The sequence below is a fragment of the Bradyrhizobium sp. 149 genome, from assembly GCF_023073915.1.
GTDB lineage: Bacteria > Pseudomonadota > Alphaproteobacteria > Rhizobiales > Xanthobacteraceae > Bradyrhizobium.
On record NZ_JADPKK010000020.1, the window covers coordinates 432,962 to 453,776 of the forward strand.

The 20,815-nt window shown below is 65.3% G+C and carries 22 protein-coding genes and 1 other RNA gene; 11 read left to right on the forward strand and 12 right to left on the reverse strand.

Annotation, left to right across the window (positions count from 1 at the left end; genetic code table 11):
- Positions 1 to 31: 31 nt before the first annotated feature.
- Complete coding sequence (def, locus tag IVA88_RS17180) at positions 32 to 556, reverse strand: peptide deformylase (protein ID WP_247498401.1); 525 nt, start codon at positions 554 to 556, stop codon at positions 32 to 34.
- 171 nt (positions 557 to 727) lie between these two features.
- Between def and rmuC the strand changes: the two genes are divergently transcribed.
- Both rmuC and IVA88_RS17190 read left to right on the forward strand, forming a co-directional pair.
- Positions 728 to 1,927, forward strand: coding sequence for a DNA recombination protein RmuC (gene rmuC / locus IVA88_RS17185; RefSeq protein ID WP_247498402.1), 1,200 nt, complete (start codon positions 728 to 730; stop codon positions 1,925 to 1,927).
- A 137-nt stretch (positions 1,928 to 2,064) separates the two neighbouring features.
- Complete coding sequence (locus IVA88_RS17190; protein ID WP_247498403.1) at positions 2,065 to 3,429, forward strand: MFS transporter; 1,365 nt, start codon at positions 2,065 to 2,067, stop codon at positions 3,427 to 3,429.
- 132 nt (positions 3,430 to 3,561) lie between these two features.
- On the opposite strand, the gene IVA88_RS17195 is transcribed toward IVA88_RS17190, so the two are convergent.
- The 5 genes from IVA88_RS17195 to ffs form a co-directional block, all read right to left on the reverse strand.
- Positions 3,562 to 3,996 (reverse strand): hypothetical protein, encoded by a 435-nt coding sequence (locus IVA88_RS17195; protein ID WP_247498404.1) that lies wholly within the window; start codon positions 3,994 to 3,996, stop codon positions 3,562 to 3,564.
- A gap of 26 nt (positions 3,997 to 4,022) precedes the next feature.
- A complete protein-coding gene (gene recR / locus IVA88_RS17200) occupies positions 4,023 to 4,625 on the reverse strand; it encodes a recombination mediator RecR (RefSeq protein ID WP_247498405.1) in 603 nt (200 codons plus the stop codon).
- A 1-nt stretch (position 4,626) separates the two neighbouring features.
- The gene (locus IVA88_RS17205; RefSeq protein WP_247498406.1) at positions 4,627 to 4,956 is read right to left on the reverse strand and encodes a YbaB/EbfC family nucleoid-associated protein; all 330 of its coding nucleotides are present in this window, start codon (positions 4,954 to 4,956) and stop codon (positions 4,627 to 4,629) included.
- A gap of 104 nt (positions 4,957 to 5,060) precedes the next feature.
- Complete coding sequence (locus IVA88_RS17210; protein WP_247498407.1) at positions 5,061 to 6,878, reverse strand: DNA polymerase III subunit gamma/tau; 1,818 nt, start codon at positions 6,876 to 6,878, stop codon at positions 5,061 to 5,063.
- 95 nt (positions 6,879 to 6,973) lie between these two features.
- Positions 6,974 to 7,070: signal recognition particle sRNA small type (ffs, locus tag IVA88_RS17215), an RNA gene on the reverse strand.
- A 192-nt stretch (positions 7,071 to 7,262) separates the two neighbouring features.
- Here ffs and IVA88_RS17220 point away from each other — a divergent pair.
- The 9 genes from IVA88_RS17220 to IVA88_RS17260 all read left to right on the forward strand — a co-directional run bounded on the left by IVA88_RS17220 (position 7,263) and on the right by IVA88_RS17260 (position 14,693).
- The gene (locus IVA88_RS17220; protein ID WP_247498408.1) at positions 7,263 to 8,117 is read left to right on the forward strand and encodes a transporter substrate-binding domain-containing protein; all 855 of its coding nucleotides are present in this window, start codon (positions 7,263 to 7,265) and stop codon (positions 8,115 to 8,117) included.
- Positions 8,118 to 8,308: 191 nt separating this feature from the next.
- Positions 8,309 to 8,971, forward strand: coding sequence for an amino acid ABC transporter permease (locus IVA88_RS17225; RefSeq protein ID WP_247498409.1), 663 nt, complete (start codon positions 8,309 to 8,311; stop codon positions 8,969 to 8,971).
- Positions 8,968 to 9,762: an amino acid ABC transporter ATP-binding protein gene (locus IVA88_RS17230; RefSeq protein WP_247498410.1), complete on the forward strand. Its 795-nt coding sequence runs from the start codon at positions 8,968 to 8,970 to the stop codon at positions 9,760 to 9,762. The genes IVA88_RS17225 and IVA88_RS17230 overlap by 4 nt, the downstream gene beginning before the upstream one ends.
- Positions 9,762 to 10,517 carry an SDR family oxidoreductase gene (locus IVA88_RS17235; protein WP_247498411.1) on the forward strand — a complete coding sequence of 252 codons (756 nt, stop codon included), beginning with the start codon at positions 9,762 to 9,764 and terminating at the stop codon, positions 10,515 to 10,517. Before IVA88_RS17230 ends, IVA88_RS17235 begins: the two co-directional genes overlap by 1 nt.
- Positions 10,514 to 11,641 carry a muconate cycloisomerase family protein gene (locus tag IVA88_RS17240; RefSeq protein ID WP_247498412.1) on the forward strand — a complete coding sequence of 376 codons (1,128 nt, stop codon included), beginning with the start codon at positions 10,514 to 10,516 and terminating at the stop codon, positions 11,639 to 11,641. The genes IVA88_RS17235 and IVA88_RS17240 overlap by 4 nt, the downstream gene beginning before the upstream one ends.
- A 146-nt stretch (positions 11,642 to 11,787) precedes the next feature.
- Positions 11,788 to 12,207, forward strand: coding sequence for an HIT family protein (locus IVA88_RS17245; RefSeq protein WP_247498413.1), 420 nt, complete (start codon positions 11,788 to 11,790; stop codon positions 12,205 to 12,207).
- Positions 12,208 to 12,218: 11 nt separating this feature from the next.
- A complete protein-coding gene (nudC, locus tag IVA88_RS17250; RefSeq protein ID WP_247498414.1) occupies positions 12,219 to 13,157 on the forward strand; it encodes an NAD(+) diphosphatase in 939 nt (312 codons plus the stop codon).
- A gap of 8 nt (positions 13,158 to 13,165) precedes the next feature.
- Positions 13,166 to 14,119: a sugar kinase gene (locus IVA88_RS17255; protein WP_247498415.1), complete on the forward strand. Its 954-nt coding sequence runs from the start codon at positions 13,166 to 13,168 to the stop codon at positions 14,117 to 14,119.
- A gap of 67 nt (positions 14,120 to 14,186) precedes the next feature.
- The gene (locus tag IVA88_RS17260; RefSeq protein WP_247498416.1) at positions 14,187 to 14,693 is read left to right on the forward strand and encodes an Lrp/AsnC family transcriptional regulator; all 507 of its coding nucleotides are present in this window, start codon (positions 14,187 to 14,189) and stop codon (positions 14,691 to 14,693) included.
- A 55-nt stretch (positions 14,694 to 14,748) separates the two neighbouring features.
- Here IVA88_RS17260 and IVA88_RS17265 read toward each other — a convergent pair whose 3' ends face one another.
- The 6 genes from IVA88_RS17265 to IVA88_RS17290 all read right to left on the reverse strand — a co-directional run.
- Positions 14,749 to 16,248 (reverse strand): phosphomannomutase/phosphoglucomutase, encoded by a 1,500-nt coding sequence (locus IVA88_RS17265; RefSeq protein WP_247498417.1) that lies wholly within the window; start codon positions 16,246 to 16,248, stop codon positions 14,749 to 14,751.
- Positions 16,249 to 16,406: 158 nt separating this feature from the next.
- The gene (locus IVA88_RS17270) at positions 16,407 to 16,754 is read right to left on the reverse strand and encodes a HepT-like ribonuclease domain-containing protein (RefSeq protein WP_247498418.1); all 348 of its coding nucleotides are present in this window, start codon (positions 16,752 to 16,754) and stop codon (positions 16,407 to 16,409) included.
- Positions 16,744 to 17,040 carry a nucleotidyltransferase domain-containing protein gene (locus tag IVA88_RS17275; RefSeq protein ID WP_247498419.1) on the reverse strand — a complete coding sequence of 99 codons (297 nt, stop codon included), beginning with the start codon at positions 17,038 to 17,040 and terminating at the stop codon, positions 16,744 to 16,746. Before IVA88_RS17275 ends, IVA88_RS17270 begins: the two co-directional genes overlap by 11 nt.
- A gap of 61 nt (positions 17,041 to 17,101) precedes the next feature.
- Positions 17,102 to 17,611, reverse strand: a complete 510-nt coding sequence (locus IVA88_RS17280) for a TIGR02281 family clan AA aspartic protease (RefSeq protein WP_247498420.1) — start codon at positions 17,609 to 17,611, stop codon at positions 17,102 to 17,104.
- Between the two features lie 128 nt (positions 17,612 to 17,739).
- Positions 17,740 to 20,217 (reverse strand): ATP-dependent helicase HrpB, encoded by a 2,478-nt coding sequence (hrpB, locus tag IVA88_RS17285; RefSeq protein ID WP_247498421.1) that lies wholly within the window; start codon positions 20,215 to 20,217, stop codon positions 17,740 to 17,742.
- Positions 20,218 to 20,373: 156 nt separating this feature from the next.
- Positions 20,374 to 20,815: UDP binding domain-containing protein (locus tag IVA88_RS17290; protein WP_276577897.1), on the reverse strand; the 442-nt coding region annotated here is incomplete at its 5' end.

Sequence of the window (20,815 nt, forward strand, 5' to 3'; positions counted from 1 at the left end):
GTCAAGCCCGGCCATGACGACCGAGTGTGACTCACTCCGCGCGCTTGGCGGCTTTCTCGAACTTCTTCAGCACGCGGTCGCGCTTGAGCTTTGACAAATAGTCGACGAACAGCACGCCGTTGAGATGATCGATCTCGTGCTGGATGCAGGTGGCGTAGAGGCCTTCGGCGTCCTCCTCGTGCACCTTGCCGTCGAGATCAGTGTAGCGCACCCGCACCTTCGCGGGACGCTCGACCTCCCCGTAATATTCGGGGATCGACAGGCAGCCTTCCTCGTAGACCGACACGTCCTCGGAGGAAGCGATGATTTCCGGGTTGATGAAGACGCGCGGCTCGGGCTTGGTCTCGCCGTCCGGGTCGGGCTTGGCGAGATCCATGGTGATCAGCCGGAGCGGCTGCGCGACCTGGATCGCCGCGAGCCCGATGCCGGGTGCGTCGTACATGGTCTCGAACATGTCGTCGGCAAGCTTGCGGATCTCCGGCGTGACCTTCTCGATCGGCTTGGAGACCAGACGCAACTGCTTGTCGGGCAGGATGATGATTTCTCTGAGGGCCATGGCCGCGATTTAAGCCGCGCGTTCGATGCGGTCAATGCGGCCGGGAACCCCGTTAACCCCCCGCTAACCATAAAATTTCAGGTTTCGTTAACCATAAAAATTAAGGGAGCATTTACCATAAATGTTCGCTATTCGTTCGTGCCGCCGAGCGAATCGGCTAGAAGCAGAGGCATGAACGAGATCATTTTTATGCTCGGCGACTGGCCGGTGCGCAGCGTGGACGCGCTGATCGGCTTCGGCGCGCTGTTCCTCATCCTCATGGTGGTCATTGCGATGGTGATCGCGCGGTCCTCCCGGCGCGGCGCGGAACTCGCGATGGCCAATGCCATCCGCGCCGACGAGCTCGAGGAGCGCCTGAGCCAGGTGCTGCACGCCCAGAGCGAGGCTTCGGGCCGGGTCGACGCCATGACCCAGACACTCGCCGGGCGCCAGGCCGACATGGCGCGCGCGGTCAACGAGCGGCTGGATTCGGTGACCCACCGCGTCGGCCAATCGATGGAAAACACCACGCGCAACACCATGGATAGCCTGCGCGTCCTGCACGAGCGGCTCGGCATCATCGACAGCGCGCACAAGAACCTCACCGATCTCACCACGCAGGTAACGACCCTGCGCGACGTGCTCGCCAACAAGCAGTCGCGCGGCGCCTTCGGTCAGGCGCGGATGGAGGCGATCGTCCAGGACGGTCTGCCGAAGGGCGCCTACGAGTTCCAGTTCACGCTCTCGACCGGAAAGCGTCCGGACTGTGTCGTGTTCCTGCCCGACCAACGGCCGCTCTGCATCGACGCGAAGTTTCCGCTGGAAGCGATGACCGCCCTGCACGACGCCCGCACCGACGAGGAGCGCAAATTCGCCACGCAGCGGCTGCGCGGCGACGTGATGAAGCATGTCAGCGACATCGCCGAAAAGTATCTCGTCGCCGGCGAGACCCAGGACATGGCGTTGATGTTCGTGCCGTCGGAATCGGTCTACGCCGAGATCCATGACGGATTCGACGACGTGATCCAGAAGGCCTATCGCGCCCGTGTCGTGCTGGTGTCGCCGTCGCTGCTGATGCTGGCGATCCAGGTGATGCAGCAGATCATGAAGGACGCGCGCATGCGCGATGCCGCCGACCAGATCCGCACCGAGGTGATCAAGCTCGGCGACGACCTCGGACGCCTGCGCGACCGCGTGCTGAAGCTGCAGAAGCATTTTGCCGACGCCAACGAAGACGTCCGCCAGGTGCTGATCTCCGCCGACAAGATCGAAAAGCGCGCCGGGCGCATCGAAGAGCTCGATTTCAGCAAGAGCGATGCCCCCGAAGCCCCGCATCTCGTGGCGACCGGCGCTGCCGAGCTGTTCCCGCGGAAACTCCAGGCTGGGGAGTAATTTTCAGTCATGGCCGGGCTTGTCCCGGCCATCCACGGTCTTTCAGCCGCACCAAGAACGTGGATGCCCGGGACAAGCCCGGGCATGACGAGTTCTGGAGCAGAGGCATCGCCACCAGAATCTGCTAACACCACCCCATGACCGCACCCGACGTGACCTCCTCCGCCAGTCCCGACACGGCCCCCACTTCCTGGCGTGACAGCCTTGCCGTTTACCTGCAACCGCGGGTGCTGATCGTGCTGTTCCTCGGCTTCTCGTCCGGGCTGCCGCTGGCCCTGTCGGGCTCGACGCTGCTGGTGTGGATGCGGGAATCCGGCGTCGATCTCAAGACCATCGGGCTGTTTGCGCTGGTCGGCACGCCCTACACGCTGAAATTCCTGTGGGCGCCGCTGGTGGATGCGATGCATGTGCCGCTGTTCACGCGCGCGTTCGGGCGGCGACGCGGCTGGCTGCTGTTCTCGCAATCGCTGCTGATTGTCGCGATCCTGCTGCTGGCGCTGACCGATCCCGCGCGCTCGCCGTTCTACGTCGCGCTCGGCGCATTGCTGGTGGCGACGACCTCGTCGACGCAGGACATCGTGGTCGACGCCTTCCGCGTCGAGAGCCTGCCGGAGAGCGAGCAGGCCGCCGGCATGGCGTCCTATGTCGCGGCCTATCGCATCGGCATGCTGGTCTCGACCGCCGGCGCGCTGTTCATCGTCTCCGGCTTCGAGAGCACCGGCATCACCCGCACATCCGCCTGGATGTGGGGCTATGTGGTGATGGCAGGGATGGTGCTGATCGGGACCATCACGGCGCTGGTCGCGACCGAGCCCGAGCAGTCGGTGCGGGCGGAAGCTGCGACGCAAGCGCAGACCGCGTTCGCGCGCGTGCTGCACGCGGCGATCGGCGCCTTCTCGGAATTCCTGAGGCGGAAAGACGCGCTCGCCGCGCTCGCCTTCGTCGTGCTGTTCAAGTTCACCGACGCCTTCTCCGGCACGATGACCGCGCCGTTCGTGATCGACCTTGGCTTCTCCCGCAACGACTATGCGGCGATCGTGAAGGGCGTGGGCCTTGCTGCGACGCTGATCGGCGGCTTTGCCGGTGGCTTCGTCGCGCGGCGCTATTCGCTCGCGACCAGCCTTTGGATCGGCGGCGTGGTGCAGGCGCTCGCGAACCTCTCCTTCTCCTGGCTGGCCTTCGTGGGCACCAGCCAATGGGCGCTCGCCTTCGCCATCACGGCTGAGAATTTCACCAGCGCCATCGGCACGGTGATCTTCGTCGCCTATCTTTCGGCGCTCTGTCAGAACCCGCTGCACACGGCGACGCAATATGCGCTGCTCACCGCGCTTGCCGCGGTGGGGCGGACCTATCTCTCGTCAGGCGCCGGCTTCGTGGCGGATACGACGGGCTGGCCGCTGTTCTTCGTGATCTGCATGCTGGTGGCGATCCCGAGCCTGGTGCTGCTGGCCTGGCTGCAGAAGCGCGGACATTTCGAGACGCTGGGGCCGGTAAGGGTTTAGAGCGACGCTCTCACGTTCGTCATTGCGAGCGAAGCGAAGCAATCCAGACTGCCGCCGTGGACACGGTCTGGATTGCTTCGTCGCAAGAGCTCCTCGCAATGACGAACGGAGAGGATAGCGCGTCGCCTCCCCCTACTGCTTCTTGATCAGGCTCCACTTCGTGATCACGGCCTCGCTCATCTGGCCGGGATCGCTGGCGCAGGCGATTTCGTCGACCTTGACCGAAATCTCCTTGCCGGCGAACGTCTTCAGCTGCGCGGCCTGCGCGTCGCCGCTGGGAACGAGCTGGAAGGTTTCGGGCCCGGTCTCGAGATTGCACAGCCCGCTCGGCGGCGGCAGCCGGCGCGGCTCGGAGGTGATCTGGTACATCGCAACCCGCTTGCCGACGTTCTTGACGTCGCGCACTTTCATCGTGTTCAACTCGCCCGAGAGCACCTCGCCGGCATTGATCGGCTTGCCGGGCTTCGACGGCGGCGGAGCCCCGTCGTCCTGCGCGGAGATGGCCGGCGTCGCCAGCAGCATCATCGTCGCGACCAAAGCCCATCGTGTGGCGAAAAGTTTCGTCATGTCGTCCGTTCCGTAAGTCTGGATGGCTAGAACAGGGTGCGCTGCCGCATCGCGGCCGATAGCGTACCTTCATCGAGATAATCAAGCTCGCCGCCGACCGGCACACCATGGGCGAGCCGGGTTACTTTTACGTTGGCGTCCTGAAGCAGGTCGGTGATGTAATGCGCCGTGGTCTGGCCATCGACGGTGGCATTCAGCGCCAGGATGACTTCATGCACCTGCGCCTCATGCGCGCGCGCCACCAGCGCCTCGATGGTGAGGTCCTGCGGGCCGACGCCGTCGAGCGGCGACAATGTCGCGCCCAGCACATGATAGCGCCCTTGGGTCGCATTGGCCCGCTCCAGCGCCCAGAGATCGGCAACGTCGGCGACGACGACGATGATCGAGGGATCGCGCCTCGGATCGATGCAGACCGTGCAGGGACTTTGCGTGTCGATGTTGCCGCAGGTCTTGCAGACCTGGACCTTCTCGAGCGCGACCTGCATCGCCGAGGACAGCGGCATCATCAGCGCCTCGCGCTTCTTGATCAGATGCAGCGCAGCGCGCCGCGCTGAGCGCGGACCGAGGCCCGGCAGTCGCGCGAGAAGCTGGACCAGCCGCTCGATTTCGGGACCCGCAACAGCGCCCATCCTATTGGCCGAACATCCCCGCCAGCCCCGGCGGCAGGCCGAGCCCGCCGGTGAGCGACTGCATTTTCTCCTGCATGGCGGCCTCCGCCTTGCGGCGGGCATCAGCGAACGCAGTGACGAGCAGATCCTCGAGCACCTCGCGCTCTTCCGCCTTCATCAGCGAGGGATCGACCTTGACGCCCTTGACGTCCATCTTCGCGGTCATGCGCACGGCGACAAGACCGCCGCCGGAGATGCCCTCCACCTCGACGTTGGCGAGCTGGTCCTGCATCTCCTGCATCTTGGATTGCAGCTGCTGCGCCTGTTTCATCATGCCGAAAATATCGACCATCGGTGCTGTCCTTGATTGGCGCGATGCATCATCATCGCGCCTTCGCCTATTGTTTTGAGCATGATCTCATCGGAAAACCGCTTTACGCTTTTCCGGATCATGCTCTAGAGATCGTCGCCGTCGGAACCGTCGGGCGGATCGTCGCTGCCATAGTCCGCATTGATATTGGTTTCCGGTGCCTCGGGGGCAAGCCTGCGGACTTCGACGACCTTCGCACCCGGAAAACGCGACAGCACCTCCCGCACGCGCGGATCGGCCTCGGCGGTGCGCGCATGTTCCTGCTTGGCCGCCTGGTTCACCGAGCGCAGCGTCGGCTGGCCCTGCTCGTTGGAGACGATCACGGTCCAGCGGCGCCCGGTCCAGAGCTCGAATTTTCGCGCGAGATCGGAAATCATGGTCTTGGAGGCGTTGGGCTCGAGCGCGACTTCCAGCCGGCCCTCCTCGAAACGGACGAGGCGCATGTCGCCTTCGAGCGCGCCCTTGGTCAGGAGGTCGCGCTTCTGCCCGGCAAGCGCGACGAGCTGGGTGAAGCTCGTAACGCGCAACACCGGCGCGGCAGCTTGCGAATCCGTCGCGGGCGCTGCCATCTGCGGACGGGCACCACCGCCCCCGAAGGAGGACGGCGACGATGTCGGCATGCGAACCGGCGCCGCGGAGGCCACCGGCGCGGCCGGCGCGCTGCGCGCGGCACTGCCACCGCTCACAACCGGCGAACCGCCGCCGTTCTGCTCCAGCATCTTGATCGCTTCGTCCGGCGTCGGCAGGTCGGCGACATAGGCGATGCGCACCAGCACCATCTCGGCGGCTGCCGCGGGCCGCGTCGCGGCCTGCACCTCGGTGATGCCCTTGAGCAGCATCTGCCACATCCGCGACAGCACGCGCATCGAGATCTTCGAGGCGAAATCCCGCGCGCGCACACGCTCGGTCTCGCCATAGGCGACGTTGTCGGCGGTCGCCGGCACGATCTTCACGCGGGTGACGAAATTGACGAATTCGGCGAGATCCGACAGCACCACGATGGGATCGGCGCCGACGTCATACTGGTCGCGGAACTCCTTGAACGCGGACGCGATGTCGCCGCGCGCCAGAGAATCAAAGAGATCGATGACACGGGTGCGATCGGCGAGCCCCAGCATCTGCCTGACGGCATCGGCCCTTACGGTGCCTGCCGCATGCGCGATCGCCTGATCGAGCAGCGAGAGCGAATCGCGCACGGAACCTTCGGCGGCGCGCGCGATGATGCCAAGCGCTTCAGGCTCGATCTCGACGTTTTCCTTGGCCGCGATGTTGGCGAGATGCTTCATGAGCACGTCGGCTTCGACGCGGCGCAAGTCAAAACGCTGGCAGCGCGACAGCACGGTCACAGGAACCTTGCGAATCTCCGTCGTGGCGAACACGAACTTGGCGTGCTCCGGCGGTTCCTCCAGCGTCTTCAGGAAGGCGTTGAACGCCGCCGTCGACAGCATGTGGACTTCGTCGATGATGTAGACCTTGTAGCGGGCGCTGGCCGGCGCGTAGCGGACGCTGTCATTGATCTGACGGACGTCGTCGACGCCGGTATGCGAGGCCGCGTCCATCTCCAGCACGTCCATGTGCCGGCTTTCCATGATCGCCTGGCAATGCACGCCGAGCGTCGGCATCTGGACCGTCGGGCCCTTCACCGAGCCATCCGGCATCTCGTAGTTGAGCGCACGGGCAAGGATGCGCGCGGTGGTAGTCTTGCCGACCCCGCGGACGCCGGTGAGAATCCAGGCCTGCGGAATGCGGCCGGTCTCGAACGCATTGGAGACGGTGCGGACCACGGCTTCCTGGCCGATCAGATCGTCGAAACTGGAGGGACGGTATTTCCGCGCCAGCACCCGGTAGGGCGTGCTGGCCTGGCCGGCGCTGTCAGGATTGGGAGGGGCGCCAGCGTCGGTCATCGGTCGATCCGCAATGAAGTGTCTTTCGGCCGGCTTTTGCGGAAAGGAGCGCGCTGGCGGCTCGAGCCGCCGGCGCAATTCGCTCGGAAAAACAGGTAGGAGACTGACGAGCGACCCGATCCGGACCTCGTTAGGGCTGCTTCCTTCCGGACCTGACCCGGTTGGCGAGTGGCTCGTCCACCGCCAATCTCCCGGTCCCTATTTGGGGCCAAAAGGACCGGAAAGCAAGCGCGGATCGGCTTGAACGGCTGGGCTTGGCGCCGGCTTGCCCAGCATCCGGGCAATTGCCGGTCTGCCCAGCCGATAGGCTGTGCTTTCACTGCCGAAAGGGCCTTGGTAAGAACGCTGCCGGAACTCCTTCCAACAGAAAAGCGATTGATCCCAATGGTTACACGTCGTGATGTTGCATCGATTGTCGGACTTGGCGCCATTGGCGCGGTGACCGCGGGCGCGCTGGTGTCCCCGGCCGTTGCCCAGGCGGCCGATCCGAACGAATCGACCTTCGCCCGCATCCGCCGCACCAAGAAGATGCGGATCGGCGCGGTCGGCGGCGGCGCGCCCTATTACATGAAGGATCTTTCGACCGGCCAGTGGAAGGGCTTTTACGTCGACATCGCCAAGGCGCTCGCCGAGGACATGGAGGCCGAGCTCGAGATCACCGAGACCACTTGGGGCAATTCAGTGCTCGACCTGCAGTCCAACAAGATCGACATATTCTTCGGTCTCAACCCGACCCCGAAGCGCGCGCTGGTGATCGACTTCTCGGTGCCGGTCTTCAACAACGCCTTCGGCATTCTCTGCAAGAAGGACTTCAAGCCGAAGAGCTGGGCGGAGTTGAACTCGCCCGACGTCAAGCTCGCGGTCGACCAGGGCTCCTCCCATGACCAGGTCGTCAGCCGCCTGACACCGAAGGCGCAGATCTCGCGGCTGAAGTCCGCCGACGACGCCACCGCCGCGCTCCAGACCGGCCGGGTCGACGCGCAGTGCCTGATCACCATGCTGTCGCTGACGGTGCTGAAGAAGAATCCCTCGCTCGGCCAGTTCGTGCTGCCGACGCCGATCTTCGCCACCACGTCGAACGCCGGCTTCCGCCGCGAGAGCGACAAGACCTGGCGCGATTACGTCAACACCTGGATCGACTTCAACAAGGGCCTCGGCTTCATCCGGAATGCGATCATCACCAACATGGAGCTGGTGGGCGTGACCGAGGCGGACATTCCGCCGGGCGTTTCGCTGTAGGTGTGATGAGTTCGGGTCGAGTTCAGCCCGCACGCTCCGCCCTGCTCCCTCTCCCGCCTGCGGGAGAGGGTTGGGGTGAGGGTGTCTCCACAATCGAGAACCCCCGTGAGGACAGAGCCCTCACCCGCATCACATCTTCGATGCGATGCGACCTCTCCCGCAAGCGGGAGAGGTGAAGCAAGAAAGCACGCATGTATCAGTGGGACTTCGGCATCCTCTGGAGCTATCGCTGGCTCTTTCTCAACGGGCTCGGCGTCACCGTCGGCTTCACGGTGGTCATCGTGGTGCTCGGCCTCGTCTTCGGCCTGTTCGGCGCGTTCGGCACACTGTCGCGTTTTAAAGCGGTGCGCCTGCTCGCGCTCACTTTCATCGAGGCGTTCCGCTGCACGCCGATTCTGGTGCAGCTGATCTGGTTCTATTACGCGCTGCCGATCCTGGCCGGTGTCGAGATGACGCCGATCACGGCCTCGGCGCTGGCGCTGTCACTCTATGGCGGCTCGTTCTATTCGGAGATCATCCGCGGCGGCATCATCTCGATCGACCGTGGCCAGTCCGAAGCCGGCGCCGCGCTCGGCATGACGCCGGGACAGAGCATGCGCCGCATCGTGCTGCCGCAGGCAATCAAGCGCATGATCCCGGCGCTGATGAACCAGTCGATCATCCAGTTCAAGAACACCTCGCTGGTCTCGGTGCTGGCGGTGCCTGATCTGGTCTATCAGAGCCAGGTCGCCGCTCATGACAGCTATCGGCCGCTGGAGACCTACACCGCCGTCGCGGTCGCCTATGCGGCGATCCTGATTCCCCTGACCATCATGGTCCGGCGCGGCGAGAAGCGACTGGCGGTCGGCGAATGAGCGACACCTCGAAAATCGAGATCCGTGGCCTGCGCAAGAGCTTTGGCAGCAACGAGGTCTTGAAGAGCATCAGCCTCGACGTCGCCAAGGCCGGCGTCGTGGCGCTGATCGGACCGTCCGGCTCCGGCAAATCGACGCTGCTCCGCTGCATCAATCTGCTGGTGACGCCTGATGGCGGCAGCGTTCGCGTCGGCGACACGCGCTTTTCGTTCGGCGAGGGTACGAAGCTCCCCGATGTGACGACGCTGGCAAGATTCCGCGCCTCCACCGGCATGGTGTTTCAGCATTTCAATCTGTTCCCGCACATGACGACACTCCAGAACGTGATGGAGGGGCCGGTCACGGTGCGGCGCATGGCCAAGCCTGACGCCGAGAAGCTGGCGCGGGCCCAACTCGCAAAGGTGGGCCTTGCAGAGAAGGCCGACCAATATCCCGCGACATTGTCCGGCGGACAGAAGCAGCGCGTCGCGATCGCCCGCGCCCTCGCGATGGAGCCGGACGTGATGCTGTTCGACGAGGCCACCTCCGCTCTCGATCCCGAGCTGGTCGGCGAGGTGCTCGCAGTCATCCAGCAATTGGCGTCCGAAGGCATGACCATGGTGATCGTGACCCACGAGATCGCCTTTGCCCGCGAGGTCGCCGACCGCCTGATCTTCATGCGCGACGGCGTCGTGGTCGAGGAAGGCCCGGCCCGACAGGTGATCGACAATCCGCAGGAAGTGGCGACGCGCGCCTTCCTCAGCCATTTCCACCGCACCGGCGCATTGCCGCCGGCCAACGCAGCACCGTGATGCCTGATATCGATCGCGTCTACCTCGTCACCGGCGCCGCCAGCGGTATCGGCCGCGCCACTGCAAAACTGCTCGCGGCGCCCGGCACCGCGCTGCTGCTGCACACGCGCTCGAACGTTGAAGGCCTCGACGCCACCGCGGCGGAAGCCGAAGCGACAGGCGCCGTGGTGGCAAAATGCCTCGGCGATCTCGCCGAAGAAACAGCCGCCACCCACGCCATCGCCGCCGCCCAAGCCACCTTTGGCCGGCTCGATGGATTGATCCTGGTCGGCGGCCATGCCCGCCGCGGCAGCGCGATCGGCGCGCCGGCGGATCAGTTCCGCCAGGCGATGGACGAATCGGCGCTGGCGTTCACGCGGTTGGTGGACGCCGCGCTCCCGCTGTTGCGGGCAGGACACGATGCGCGGATCGTGGCGGTATCGTCGTTCGTCGCGCACGCGATCCGGCCCGAGTTCGCGCCCTTCGCCGCGACGGCCGCGAGCCGCGCCGCGCTGGAAGCGCTGGTGCGCCTCACCGCGGTCGAGCTTGCCAGGGACGGCATCACCGTCAACGCAGTCGCACCGGGCCTCATCGTCAAGGACAAGCCCAGCGAAAGCCGGCTTTCACCCGAGCAGATCGCCGCGACCGAGGCGCTGATCCCGATGGGCCGCCGCGGGCGGCCGGAGGAGGTGGCCGAGATCATCGCCTTCCTGGCGTCACCAAAAGCATCCTACGTCACCGGCCAGGTCTGGCACGTCAATGGAGGCCTGACATGAGCGAAGCAACCGTCGAACGCATCAGGCTGTTCCTGATCGAGAGCCCGATCAAGATGGCGCGCCTCCAGGGCGTTGGCAACGTCAAGGGCACGGTGAAGCGCGTGCTGCTCGAGCTCACATCGAGCGACGGCGTCATCGGCTGGGGCGAGGCGGCACCGTGGGAAGTGTTCACGGGAACGCCGGAAGCGGCCTTCTCCGCGCTCGACATCTATTTGCGGCCGGTCGTGCTCGGCAAGCCGGTGCGTCGCATCCGCGCCCTGATGGCCGCGCTCGATCGCGCGCTGGTCGGACATGCCGAGGCCAAGGTTGCCATCGAAATGGCGCTGCTGGACATCGTCGGCAAGTCGTCGGGACTTTCGGTCGCCGACCTGCTCGGCGGCCGCGTGCGCGACACGATCCCGCTGTCGTTCTCGATCGCCGATCCGGATTTCGCCGCCGACCTCGAACGCATGCGAAAGATGGTTCCGGACGGAAACGTCATCTACAAGGTCAAGACCGGCGTGAAGCCGCATCGCGAGGACCTCGATCATCTCGAAGCGATCCGCAACGAGTTCGGCGACAAGGTCGATCTGCGCGTCGATTACAACCAGGCCTTAGCGCCCTTCGGCGCCATCAGGATCCTGCGCGATGTCGAGCAGTTCGCGCCGACCTTCATCGAGCAGCCGGTGCCGCGCAAATATCTCGACGTCATGGCCCAGCTCACCGCGGCGCTGGAAACGCCCGTGCTCGCCGACGAAAGCTGCTTCGACCGCCGCGACATGATGGAGGTGGTGCGCCGCGAGGCGGCAGATGCTGTCTCGATCAAGCTGATGAAGGCCGGCGGCCTGTTCGAGGCGCAGGCGATCATGGCGATCGCCGACATCGCCGGCCTGCCCGGCTATGGCGGCACGCTGTGGGAGGGCGGTATCGGGCTTGCCGCCGGCACGCAGCTGATCGCCGCAACACCCGGCATCTCGCTCGGCTGCGAGTTCTACATGCCGCATCATGTGCTGACCGAGGACGTGCTGGAAGAGCGAGTCGCCAACCGCGGCGGCCATGTCGTGGTGCCCGACGGCCCGGGACTCGGGATCCGCGTCAGCGAAGCCTCGGTCCGCGCCAATGCGCGCGTGCTGGCGGAGGCCTAGCCGCCAGCCTCGCTGTCGTACCGGGCGAGCGTAAGCGTAGACCCGGGGCGACGATCGCGTATGCAGGCCCGATCCTTCCCCTGGCGGACTCCGTATCGTATGGTCCGACCAAACGAGCCCGGTCGCCGGGCAATCTGGAAACACTCATGTCCGAACCCGGCTGGTCGCTGCACTCCCGTCTGAAAGAGGACACCATCGACATCGGCGATTTGCCGCTGTCCAAGGTATTGGTCATCAAGGACGCCAATTATCCCTGGCTGCTGCTGGTGCCGCGGCGCGCGGACGCGGTCGAGATCATCGATCTCGACGAGGTGCAGCAGGCGCAATTGATGACGGAGATCTCCCGCGTCTCGCGCGCGCTGAAGGAGATCACCAGATGCGACAAGCTCAACATCGCAGCACTCGGCAACCTCGTGCCGCAGCTTCACGTCCACATCATCGCGCGCCGCACCGGTGACGCCGCCTGGCCGCGGCCGGTCTGGGGCGTGATGCAGCCCTTGGCGCACGACGCCACAGAGGTGCAGACTTTCATCAGTGCGCTTCGCCGCAAGATCTGGTTGGGTTGAAAGAACAAGAAATGTCAGCATTCGACTCGTTTCCACTGGGACAACCGGCCTTCGTCACCAACATTCTCGACCGCGCCGCGCATCTGCGCCGCGACGACGAAAAGCTGTTCGCGATGGAGCAAAAGCCGTCGTCGCGCGCCTATGTCGTCTATCGCGATTCGCTGCTGGTGAAGCGCGAGGGCGAAAAAGTGCGCGCCCTGATGTCGATCGACGAGGCGCTGAAATGCGGCGCCAATCCCGGCACGGTCTTCCTGGGTCTACGCGACGGCGCCGCGATGTTCGGCATGGGCCTGTCGCAGGCCGCGTCCGAGAAGCTGATCGGGCGCGACGACTACGCTCTCAGCGAGCTGCGCGGCATGGCGATGCAGGGCGCGGTACGCCCCGACGAGCTGTCGGCGATCGCGATGGCGAAGTCGATGGTGAGCTGGCATCAGCGCCACGGCTATTGCGCCAATTGCGGCACGCGAACCGCGATGAAGGAAGGCGGCTGGAAGCGGGAGTGCCCGAGTTGCAAGGCCGAGCATTTCCCGCGCACTGACCCTGTCGTGATCATGCACGTCGCCGCCGGCGACAAGTGCCTGCTCGGCCGCCAGAAGCAGTTTCCGCCCGGCATGTATTCGTGCCTCGCCGGCTTCGTCGAGGCGGCCGAGACCATCGAGGACGCGGTGCGCCGCGAGATCTTCGAAGAATCCGGGATCCGCTGCACCGACGTGCAATACTACATGACCCAGCCCTGGCCCTATCCGTCGTCGCTGATGATCGGCTGCAGCGCGCGGGCCGTGAGCGAGGACATCGTCGTCGATCACTCCGAGCTGGAGGATGCGCGCTGGTTCACGCGCGAGGAGGCCGCCTTGATGCTGACGCGGACGCATCCCGACGGGCTCGCCGGTCCGCACCCGTTCGCCATCGCCCATCATTTGCTCGGCCGCTGGGTGCACGACAAGAGCTGAGACCGCCGATGGCTGCATCCGGGATCGCGCCGCGCATCCTCTGCATCGGCATTCCCGTGCGCGACCTGACGTTTCGTGTCGAGACCGTGCCCGCGCGCGGCAGCAAGGCGAATGCCACTGATCTTGCGGAGATTTGCGGCGGCAACGCGCTCAATGCCGCGATCGCCATCGCACGGCTTGGTGGCCGCGTCTCCTTCGCGGGCCCCATGGGCGACGCGAGCGAGACGTCGAGCGGCTTCATCCTCGAACGAATGGAAGCTGAAGGCATCGAGACCACACATCTCGTGCGCATGCCGGGGCTCGCGACGCCGGTCTCGGCGATCATGATCGAGCCCTCGGGCGAACGAACGCTCACCATCTATCGCGATCCCGCGTTGTCGACCGTGCAGCTGCCGGACGCCGACGCACTGCTCGGCGATTGCCGGGCGGTTCTCGTCGAAAGCCGCTGCGCCGCGTTCGCGACCTCGCTCTGCACCGAGGCGCGCCGGCGCGGCCTTGCCGTCATCGTCGGCGTCGATCGCGCGATGTCGTTGCAGGACAGCCTGCTCGCGGCCGCCTCGCACCTGCTGTTCGCCAGCGAACAGGTGCAGGAGACGGCCGGCATCGCCGATGACGGCAAGGCGTTGAGGCGCTTGGCCGCGCTCACGCCCGCCTTCCTCGCCGCCACCCGGGGCCCACGCGGCACGATCTGGCTGAACGAGGCGGGGGAGCTGGAAGAGACCCCGGCGTTCGCGGTTCAGGCGGTCGATACACTCGGCGCCGGCGACGTCTTCCACGGCGCCTTCACGCTTCGCCTTGCCGAAGGCAGCGGCCTGCGGGAGGCGCTGCAATTCGCCGCGGCCGCGGCGGCGCTGAAATGCACCCGCCACGGCGGCGGCCAGGCCTCTCCGCAACGCATTGAAGTCGAAGAGTTTTTGCGGATGTCGCAGGCGGCAGCGCTCGAGCGGATGCCGAGATTATAGACTTGCTATAGAAAGATTTTCTATATATCAGGGAAATCGCCCCCTAAGATGGAACAAAGTTCTGCAAATGACCGATCTCGCTGTCCAACTCCCCGAGACCAGCCGCCGCCTCGACGCCATCGACCGCAAGATTCTGATGGTGCTCCAGGACGATGCCTCCCTCTCCGTCGCCGAGATCGGCGACCGCGTCGGCCTGTCCTCGACCCCCTGCTGGAAGCGTATCCAGCGCCTGGAGGCCGACGGCGTGATCACCAAGCGGGTGGCGCTGGTCGACCAGAACAAGATCGGGCTCGGCATTTCCGTGTTCGTGTCGGTCGAGAGCGCCGACCATTCCGACGCCTGGCTCAAGAAGTTCGCCGAAGCCGTCAGCGCCATGCCCGAGGTGATGGAGTTCTATCGCATGGCCGGCGACGTCGACTACATGCTGCGCGTCGTCGTCGCGGACATGCAGGCCTATGACGTGTTCTACAAGAAGCTGATCAGCGCCGTGCCGCTGAAGAACGTCACCTCGCGCTTCGCGATGGAGAAGATCAAGTCGGTCACCGCGCTGCCGATCCCGGTGGTGGCGGCGTAGATTTCACCACACGGAAGCTGTCATCGCCCGGTTTGACCGGGCGATCCAGTACACGTCAGATCTTCTGATTGTACTCGCCGACTTCGGGATGCGTGCGCAGCACGCTGTTCACCATCTCGAACATGTCGTGCATGCGCTGCTCGGAGACCGGGCTCTCGACCACGACCACGAGCTCGGGCTTGTTGGAGGAGGCGCGCACCAGGCCCCAGCTGCCGTCCTCGACCGTGACGCGCACGCCGTTGACGGTGACGAGATCGCGGATCGACTGGCCGCCGATCTTGGCGCCCTTGGCGTGCAGGCCTTCAAAATGCTTCACCACGGCGTCGATGACACCGTATTTGGTCTCGTCGGCGCAATGCGGCGACATCGTCGGCGACGACCAGGTCTTCGGCAGCGCGTTCTTCAAGTCCGCCATCGACTTGCCCGGCGCGCGGTCGAGCATGTCGCAGATCGCGAGCGCCGAGACGAGGCCGTCGTCATAGCCGCGCCCATAGGGCTTGTTGAAGAAGAAGTGGCCCGACTTCTCGAAGCCGGCGAGCGCGCCCGTCTCGTGGGTGCGGCGCTTCATGTAGGAATGGCCGGTCTTCCAATAGGTGGTCTTGGCGCCCTGCTTCTGCAACACCGGGTCGGTGATGAAGAGGCCGGTCGACTTCACGTCGACGATAAACTGCGCGTCCTTGTGGATCGCCGACATGTCGCGCGCGAGCATCACGCCGACCTTGTCGGCGAAGATCTCCTCGCCGGTGTTGTCGACGACGCCGCAGCGATCGCCGTCACCGTCGAAGCCGAGGCCCACATCGGCCTTGTGCTGCAGCACCGCGTCGCGGATCGCGTGCAGCATCTCCATGTCTTCGGGGTTCGGATTGTATTTCGGGAAGGTGTGGTCGAGCTCGGTGTCGAGCGGGATCACCTCGCATCCGATCGCCTCCAGCACCTGCGGCGCGAACGCGCCGGCGGTGCCGTTGCCGCAGGCGGCGACGACTTTGAGCTTGCGCTTAAGCTTCGGACGGCTGGTGAGATCGGCGATGTAGCGCGCCGGATAATTCTCGTGGAATTGATAGGAGCCACCGTCCCTGTTCTTGAACTCGGCGCCCAGCACGATTTCCTTCAGCCGCGTCATCTCGTCGGGGCCGAAGGTCAGCGGACGGTTGGCGCCCATCTTCACACCGGTCCAGCCATTGTCGTTGTGCGAGGCCGTGACCATGGCGCAGCTGGGCACGTCGAGGTCGAACTGCGCGAAATAGGCCATCGGCGTCACCGCCAGCCCGATGTCGTGCACCTTGCAGCCTGCCGCCATCAGGCCGGAGATCAACGCATATTTGATCGAGGCCGAATAGCCGCGGAAATCATGACCGGTGACGATCTCCTGCTTGACGCCGAGCTCCGCGATCAGCGCGCCCAGCCCCATGCCGAGCGCCTGGATTCCCATCAGGTTGATTTCCTTTTGGAACAGCCAGCGCGCGTCGTATTCGCGAAAGCCGGTCGCCTTCACCATCGGCTCGGATTCGAAGGCATAGGTGTTGGGCAGCAACACGGATTTCGGCTTGGGGAACATTGCGACGGTCTCGTGAGAAAGAGCCAGGATTTGATGCAGCCTTAGCGAATGCCGGGCCGCAGCGGAAGGCGGGAATGGCAGCTTATGGCTGATAATTGCGGCAGTTTGGTAACGGGGATGTTCTCTTGTGAGAACTCAGGGAAATCGGACAAAAGCGGCTAACCCTGCAAGCGCGCAATCTCGTCTTGGACGACCGCTTTTAGAGGTGGGAGGGCCCTTTGCACGGTCTCCCACACGAAGTGAGCCGCAACGTCCTCATAGTTGTGGCGATAGACATTGCCAGCCGCCGCCATCTGCTTCCATGCAATCGCAGGATGCCTTGCCTTCAAATCCTCCGGCAGGCGGCGTGACGCTTCCGAGATGATCTCCAAGCATCGAGTGATCGCATACACCGATCTCAAATCTGCCGTGAAGGCGTCGCGGTCCAAATCTTGGGCGAACTCAACAGCCAAATCAATGTGATGTAAGATATCCCGAAGCGTCGCGTCTGTGCGATCAGAAGGCATAGATGGCTTGGGCTGTGGCGGCGGGGGCGATATATGGCTTCAGGCTGTCGCGATTGACGATATCAACGGGCTCGTCAAAAAGTGCGGCGATATATTCCTTGAGCTCGACGTAGCCGAAAACGGTGATCCCCGCGTCCGGGTCAATCTCAACCATGATATCGACATCGCTGCCAGAGTGGTTGTCACCACGGGCCACCGAGCCAAACAACGCGGCATGCAAAACGCCCCGCTCGCGCAACGCAGGCTCGGACTGTCGCAGGATGGCAATCGCGTCGGGGCTGTTCATGGGCAGAATATAGCACCCGGCCCGCCCCGACGGGAGGCCCTGTTGACCCATTGGCGCGAACTTACTGCTCCAGCACCATCTGGCCGTTGGCGTATTCGAAGCGCTTGAGGCGGGAAAGGAAGGAGAGGCCGAGCAGGTTCTCGGACAGCGCCTCGTCGGGCAGCACCATGGCATCGACGTCGCGCACGATGAGGCCGCCGACATCGAGCATGGCGATGCGGGTGCGCGCGGCCTTGATGGTGCCGTTGGCGGTGGAAACGGTGGCGTTGTAGTCGCTGCGCGAGGGACGCAGGCCGAAGCGGGCGGCCGAGGTCTCGTTCAGCGCAACCACGGAGGCGCCGGTGTCGACCATGAAGCCGATGCGCTGGCCTTCGATCCGGCCCTCGGTCTGGAAGTGGCCGCGGCCGTCGCGGGGAATGTTGAGGCTGCGGCCGCCGGCCGGCGCGGTGGACGCGACTGCTACCGTACGCGGCACCGACGTTGCCGAGGCGGAGCTCATCCTGTCCGCCATCTGGGCCATGAAGGTGCCGAGGCCGATCATGATCGCGGCGAAGATCATTATGTTACGCATCACACCACTTCCGAGCCGGAAAGCTCGATTTCACCACGCGGCAGGCCGGTCCGCGACCGACGCGGCGGCCGGAGCGGTGCTATTTTGACGAAAAGGATGAGCGGGCGGTTAATGCGTCTTCGTAACCGTCACGTCCCGCGCGGCTTGACCCGCCGGGTCGGCAGCGCATTCGCCGGATCTTCCGGCCAGGGATGGCGCGGGTAGCGGCCGCGCAGATCGGAGCGCACGGCACTGTAGCTGCCGCGCCAGAAACCCGGGAGATCGCGCGTCACCTGCACCGGGCGCTGCGCCGGGGACAGCAGCTCCAGCACCAGCGGCACCTTGCCGGCGGCGATCGACGGATGGGTGTTGAGGCCGAACAATTCCTGGAGCCGCACCGCGATTGTCGGCCCCTGCTCGGCTTCATAGTCGATCGCGAGCACGCTGCCGGTCGGGGCCTCGAAATGCGTCGGCGCCTCGCGGTCGAGCCGCGCACGCATCTCCCACGGCAACAATGCCATCAACGCGTCGGAGAGATCGCCGGCGGAGATATCCTTCAGCGCGATCTTGTCGTAGAGCGCCGGCACCAGCCAATCGTTGCGCCGCGCGATCAACCCGTCGTCGGAGAGATCGGGCCAGCTGTCGCCCTCGGCCTTGCGCAAGAACATCACGCGATCGCGCCATTGTCTTGCTGCCTTCGACCAGGGCATCCGGTCGAGGCCGGCTGCGATCAGCCCGTCTGCGAAGATGCGCGCGGTGTCCTCCGAGGGCGACACGGCAAGTGTCGCCTCAGAGAGCGTGATCGCGTGCAGCACGCGGTTGCGACGCGCCCGCAGCGCCATCGCGCCGCGATCGAACGAGATGTCGTCGACGGATTCGATGTGCTCGGCGAAATGCTGCTCGATGTCATCCTGCGTGATTTGCGCTGCGAGCAGAATGCGTCCACTCGCCGCCGTGCCCGTCATCTCGCCAATGGCGATATAGGGTGCGCGCGCGAGCGAGGAGGTTTGATCGACGGCGGCGCCACGACCGTTGGCGAGCACGAAGCTGCCATTGCCGCGGTTGCGCGCGACGCGATCCGGGAAGGCATAGGCGAGCATCAGGCCGGTCGAGAGGTCACCTTCTCCGCTCGCCGCCTTCTCTGACGCGGCCACCTGCGAGGCCCAGCGCCGGGCGAGGTCGCGCGCGCTTGCGGCACGCGGAGAACGGTCGCGGCGGAACTGATCGCGCCGGTGCTCGAGATCGACACTGTCGCCGCCGAGCCCGCGCTCGGTGATGATGGCGGCGATCTCGGCGGCGGCTTCGCCCTCGCCGGCACGATGCGAATCCACGATCATGCGCGCGAGCCGCGGCGGCAGCGCCAGCGCACGCAGGCTCTTGCCTTCCGCGGTGATGCGGCCATCGCCATCGAGCGCATTGAGCTCGGAGAGCAGGCTTTTTGCTTCCTTCCAGGCCGGCTGCGGCGGCGGGTCGAGAAACGACAGCGCGGCAGGATCGGCGACACCCCATTGCGCGAGATCGAGCACCAGCGAGGACAGATCGGCGCTGAGGATCTCGGGCTGGGCATAGGGCGCGAGCGAGGCTGTCTGAGGTTCGTCCCAGAGCCGGTAGCAGACACCGGGCTCGGTGCGGCCGGCGCGACCGCGGCGCTGGTCCGCCGCCGCGCGCGAGACGCGCACGGTCTCGAGCCGGGTCAGGCCGATGTCGGGCTCGTAGCGCGGCACCCGGGCAAGACCGGAATCGACCACGATACGGACGCCCTCGATGGTGAGCGAGGTTTCCGCGATCGAGGTCGCCAGCACCACCTTGCGCGTGCCCTTGGGTGGCGGCGAGATGGCACGGTCCTGCACGGCGGCGTCGAGCGCGCCGAACAGCGGCACGATTTCAATGCTGGCATCCTGTACGCGCTCGCCGAGGAAATTCTGGGTGCGGCGGATTTCGGCGGCGCCCGGCAGGAACGCCAGCACCGAGCCGCTGTCGGCGCGCAGAGCAGAAGCGATGGCATCCGCCATCTGCCGCTCGATCGGCGCGTCCGCCTTGCGGCCGAGATAGCGTGTCTCGACCGGAAAAGCGCGGCCCTCGCTTTCGACCACGGGTGCTTCCCCGAGCAATTTTGCGACGCGGGCGCCATCGAGCGTTGCCGACATCACGAGGATGCGCAAATCCTCGCGCAGGCCCTGCTGCGCGTCGCGCGCCAGCGCAAGGCCCAGATCGGCATCGAGCGAGCGCTCGTGGAATTCGTCGAACAGGACGGCGGCGATGCCCGACAGTTCGGGATCATCGAGGATCTGGCGGGTGAAGATGCCTTCGGTCACCACCTCGATGCGGGTTGCGCGCGATATTTTCGAGCCGAACCGGACGCGATAGCCGACGGTCTCGCCGGCACGCTCTCGAAGCGATTTAGCCATGCGGTCGGCGCTGGCGCGCGCCGCGATGCGCCGCGGCTCCAGCACGATGATCTTCTTGCCTTTCGCCCAGGGGGCATCGAGCAGCGCCAGCGGCACGCGCGTAGTCTTGCCGGCGCCCGGCGCCGCGACCAGCACAGCGGCATTATGCGCCTCCAGCGTGCGCGAGAGGTCGTCGAGCACGGCATCGATCGGGAGGGGCGTGTCGAAGCTGCGGGGCAAGAAATTATCCGGGCGTCATGCCCGGGCAAAAGCGCGAAGCGCGTCTTCGCACAAAAGTCCCGGGCATCCACGTTCTTTCATCTGGCAGTGAACAAGACGTGGATGGCCGGGACAAGCCCGGCCATGACGGTTTAGGCCGACAACGATATCCAACTATCAGCTCTGCACCGGCGGGCGTCCGATGCTCTCATAGACGAAGCCGGCCGCGGCCATCTCTTCGGGGCGGTAGATGTTGCGGAGGTCGACGATGACGGGCTGCGCCATGGTCACCTTCAGCCGATCGAGATCGAGCGCGCGGAACTGGACCCATTCCGTGACGATGACGATCGCATCGGCGCCTTCCGCGCAGGAATAGGCATCCTCGCAATAGGTGATATCAGGCAGCTCGCCCTTGGCCTGTTCCATGCCGACGGGGTCAAAGGCCTTCACCTTCGCTCCCATGTCGATCAGGCCGGTGATCAGCGGGATCGACGGCGCATCGCGCATGTCGTCGGTGTCGGGCTTGAAGGTAAGGCCGAGCACGGCGACGGTCTTGCCGCGCAGCGAGCCGCCGAGCGCCTGGCTGACTTTGCGCGCCATCGCGCGCTTGCGGTTCTCG